The sequence below is a fragment of the Terriglobales bacterium genome (assembly GCA_035624455.1).
In the GTDB taxonomy this organism is placed as follows: domain Bacteria; phylum Acidobacteriota; class Terriglobia; order Terriglobales; family Acidobacteriaceae; genus DASPRM01.
In genome coordinates this window covers 1-4,400 of record DASPRM010000011.1, presented here as the reverse complement: position 1 = coordinate 4,400, position 4,400 = coordinate 1, and the positions used below count along the sequence as shown (strand labels likewise).

5 protein-coding genes are annotated in these 4,400 nt (G+C 56.5%); 4 read left to right on the top strand and 1 reads right to left on the bottom strand.

The window, feature by feature from the left end:
* Positions 1-287: 287 nt before the first annotated feature.
* Positions 288-827, bottom strand: coding sequence for a DUF4136 domain-containing protein (locus tag VEG30_00995; protein ID HXZ78475.1), 540 nt, complete (start codon positions 825-827; stop codon positions 288-290).
* Positions 828-926: 99 nt separating this feature from the next.
* On the opposite strand from VEG30_00995, the gene VEG30_00990 reads away from it, so the two are divergent.
* From VEG30_00990 to VEG30_00975, 4 genes are all read left to right on the top strand, one after another.
* Positions 927-1,109, top strand: a complete 183-nt coding sequence (locus VEG30_00990) for a hypothetical protein (GenBank protein HXZ78474.1) — start codon at positions 927-929, stop codon at positions 1,107-1,109.
* Between the two features lie 509 nt (positions 1,110-1,618).
* A complete protein-coding gene (locus VEG30_00985) occupies positions 1,619-1,936 on the top strand; it encodes a hypothetical protein (protein ID HXZ78473.1) in 318 nt (105 codons plus the stop codon).
* Positions 1,937-2,302: 366 nt separating this feature from the next.
* Complete coding sequence (locus VEG30_00980) at positions 2,303-3,880, top strand: DHA2 family efflux MFS transporter permease subunit (protein HXZ78472.1); 1,578 nt, start codon at positions 2,303-2,305, stop codon at positions 3,878-3,880.
* Between the two features lie 14 nt (positions 3,881-3,894).
* On the top strand, positions 3,895-4,400 hold a 506-nt coding region (locus VEG30_00975; protein ID HXZ78471.1), incomplete at its 3' end, for a cytidylate kinase-like family protein.

The window sequence follows — 4,400 nt, the reverse complement described above, 5'->3', positions numbered from 1 at the left end:
CAGGCGATCGAGATCGTTAACTTTCTTGCTGACCCGGAGCGCCTCCTTCTGGCCATCCGGGCCCTCGATCGTGACCCAATTCTGCTGAGCATCGACAGCCAATATCTAGCCGCTCAGCGTAGTAGTGTCAGCCTTACGATCCCCGGCCTTGCGCCATTAGGTGCGACACTTACCATCCCGGCCCTGGCCGCTGCCTGGCCTTCTCTTAACTCGCCACCGATGACGGCAAGCTTCTGTGCAGGTTCCCTGCAGATGATCCCCAACCGCGACGGTTCTAGTCCTTCGCGCTAGGGATACTCTTTAAACATCTTCTCTATGGCCTTTTCTATGATCTCCAATGATTTTTCCTGCTGCTCCGGAGCTAGCTTCGCCTTGGCGGTTCCGCGCCATTTCAGCTGCTTGGCCCGCCGATCTACGATGTCTACCACCAGTGTTCCCTTGTCGACATAAACAGACGTGCTATTTCCAGGCCGAGGAGTCCCATTCGCCCAATTGATGGGTCCATCCAGGTTGGGCATTGCGTAAACATCGACGTCATACGAGACATTCATGCTTTCACTCAGCGAGCCGTAACTGTTCACCAGCAAATCCCCGCCACTGTCTATTTTCTTCAAACCCTTGGCAGCCAGTTGGTTGTCAATGGCCCCGATGATGTCCAGCTTGACAAAGGGGTGGCCTGATGCTCCTTGTGTCATCCAGGAATACGTCTTGTATTGCGTAAAGTCGGCCGTCTTGTCGTACTCTACCTTTACCTTCTGTGCGTGCAGAGCCGAGCACCAGAGCAGGAAAAGCAGAGCCGAACTTGCAGGGAGCAGTCTTGGTCTCATACTAGCCTCGATTGTGGTTACGGTTACCCGGAGGAGTCGCTCTTGTGATTCCCACGGCTGCAAGGCCAATACTGCTACTGTATCGACTGCGAAACGTATGTGCACGCCTCATGGGTCGCGGGAACCAGGTTGGTCGTGACGTCCGATGGGCTAACCTTGGAAGCGCCTGCCACAAGCGACGTCGACGAAATCCTGGCCTTCATGATCCGTCAGGAACAGGATCTTGGCTCGGAGATTGGCGGAACCGCAACTGGCGAACTGCCTGCAGCCCGCCAAGCATAGATGTTCACTCAGCAGCACGTCAGGATCAGACGCTGCACCACCGCTACTCCATCCCGTCCGTTATTCACGGCACCGACGATGTCAGCGTTCTCGCCGGAGCGAGAGATTATCGCATGTTTGATTGCATATTGCACGAATTCGGCTACGCTGCCAGCTCTTCGTGAATCCGGTAGTTGTGCAAACGGGTGCTTCTGAAACGGATCTGTAGGATGTAGACGATTTCTTTCATTGACCGGTTAGTTTCCGGCAAAATGCCGGCCTACTGCTCCGAACCATACCATTTAAGCTTCGAATGTCATCCGCGAAAAACGAAGACGCTGTTGTTCTACGACAAGCGAATCAGAGTGTACGGGGCAGTTCTGCAATTCCCCTGCTTAGTCGGTCGCCCGTGTGGGTGAGTAGCATCACGGCGAAGATTTCCTTGACGTGGATCAATTGCATCATGCTATGAGCCCAGGTCGGTCATCTCTGACGGATCGAATTCTCCGCAGCCGAAAGACGGACCGCGAATGGTCGCTCAATCCCACTGGTCGGTCGAGGTTCTGCCATCGTCGAAGGTCGCCGCTACCGATCAGACCGGCGTGAATGCCAGGCCAGGACCGAAGTCCACAGTCATTACTGCAGCCGCGGTTGTTCTGCTGGCCATGGTGGCGTTGCTTGCGGGTGGGGCCGCCCGCTGCGAATCGGTCACCGTTGACGAAGTCCCCCATGCGGGCGCAGGCGTCAGCTATCTGCAGAAACTCGATCTGAGAATGAATAGAGGAGCATGCACCGCCGGCCAAACTCCTGACGGCGATTCCACTGGTGCTGCGTGGAGTGAAGGCTGACTATTCGAATCCTTTTCTATGTTCTTGGTCACTCTGTTGCCGTCGTCGATCGTAAGCTGTTGATTTCATGAGCGTTCATGGATTCTCCTTCCCGCCCAGTAGAGATTTGTTCATCCGCTTCGGGTCATTAGCGATCCACTTTGAACCTGGTATACACCTCCTCACATTGAAGCGGAACCCGCACGTCCGTCATCTATGACAGCCTGGGTCTTGTGCTGGTGTTTGATGACTGGCGAGGCGCTTAGAGCAATTTGATGGCTTGGGGTGTCGTTTCAATTACGCAACCTGCAAGAAGCGGAGCAGTGAGACAACTTTCTTTTTGGCTCTATGGCAGGCCGCGCTGAATCTCTTCCGGACTCGCAATCAATGGGCGCCGCGCGTGCGGCCTGGCGGCCTAGCTTCAACCCTTGGCTGATTGCAGTCGTCGTCGCTGTGGCGGCATTTATGGAGGTGCTCGACACCAGCATCGCCAACGTCGCTCTTCCCTACATCGCCGGCAGTCTTGGGGCGACCAACGATCAGAGCACCTGGGTGCTCACTTCTTATCTTGTCTCTAACGCTATCGTGTTGCCTATCAGCGGTTGGTTTGCCGGCGTACTCGGCCGCAAGCGGTTCTTCATGACCTGTCTGGTGATATTCACGGTTAGTTCGCTGTTGTGCGGGATCGCCCCGAGTCTTGGAGGAATCATCCTCTTTCGGGTTCTCCAAGGAGCTGGCGGCGGCGGGCTCCAGCCTATGGCGCAAGCCATCCTGGCAGACGTATTCCCCCCTGAGCAGCGTGGCCTGGCCTTTGCGCTGTATGGCGTCACCGTCATCGTCGCGCCCACCGTCGGGCCGACTCTGGGCGGTTGGATCACAGATAGTTACACTTGGCGTTGGATTTTCTTTATTAACGTGCCCGTCGGCATCCTGGCGCTGCTGTTGGTCTTCCGCCTGATTGAAGATCCACCCTGGGCCGAACCCGTTCGCGGTGCAGCCGCGAGTATCGATTACGTCGGGATCTCCCTCCTCGTCCTCGGGGTGAGTGCGTTGCAGATCATGCTCGACAAGGGGCAGGAGGATGATTGGTTTGGTTCGCATTTCATCCTGACCCTTGCTGTCCTGGCTGCCGTCGGGCTTGTGTCCTTCGCGATTTGGGAGTGGTTTTACAAGACCCCCATCGTGGAGGTGCGCCTTTTCCGCAATCTTAACTTCCTGGGCGCTAACGGAATGATGTTTGTCCTGGGCTTGATGCTCTTCTCCAGCCTGGTGATGATGCCGCTGTTCCTTCAGACTCTCATGGGGTACACGGCAGAGTCCGCGGGTTTGGTCTTATCGGGCGGCGGTATCCTGCTGCTGTTTCTGATGCCCTTGGTTGGGGTGCTCTCCTCCAAGGTACAAGCCCGCTACCTGGTTGCGTTCGGCTGGCTAACGCTCGCCCTGGGCATGTATGTTTCCACGCGGGAACTTGACTTGCAAATTAGCTTTCGAAGCGCCAGCCTGCTGCGCCTGGTGCAGGTCTTTGGCCTGGGTTTTCTGTTCGTTCCCATCAATTTGTCCTCCTATATCGGAATGCCCGCGGAAAAGAGCAATAGCGTCGCCGGCCTAATCAACTTCATGCGCAACATCGGCAGCAGTGTCGGGACCTCCATGGTCACTACGCTTATTGCGCGCCGTGCTCAGTTCCATCAAGTGCGTTTGGCCGGGGACATCACGCCGGCACAGCTTCCTTTTCTCCAGGCGATTGCGGCCATCTCCAGGCATTTCGTTGCTTCGGGCATGGATGCGCAGTCGGCCGTGAAAACAGCGTATGCCCTGTTATATCGAACTGTCATCCTGCAAGCGACGACTTTGGCCTACATCGACGTCTTTCGGGTGCTGACTGTAGGAGCGGCGATAATGTTTGTGCTTTCCTTCGCCTTGAGGAAAAATGATCCTGGGGGAAGACGGGTTGTGCTGGAATAACGCCCAGATGGGCGATGGGCGCCGCCATCCGAGAGCGCATTCACATGTCGATGATCCGAGTAATTACCGTCGAGCGCGAATATGGGAGTGGCGGGGCAGAGATCGCCAGGCGAGTCGCGGACCGCCGTGGCTGGAAGCTGTGGGACCAGCTGTTGACCAGTGAAATTGCCCGGCTCCTGGAGTGCGATTGCGGGGTGGTAGAGGAACACGAAGAAAAGAGGGATCCTTTGTTCTACCGCCTTTTAAAAGCTTTTATGCGAGGCAGCCACGAAGGGAGCCTGAATGAGCCGCGGTTAAAGATCGCCGACACGGATTGCATCCGGGAGGTTGCTGAGCGGGTGGTGAAAGCAGCAGCCGAGGGCGGAAACTCGGTCATCGTGGGACGCGGTTCTGCCTACTATCTGCAGAATCGTCCCGACACGTTTCACGTATTTGTATACGCTCCTTTTGAGGAAAAGGTCCGGCGGTTGCGGGCAGGGGGGAAGAGCGAAGGCGAAGCCGTCGAGCTTGCCCAGACCGT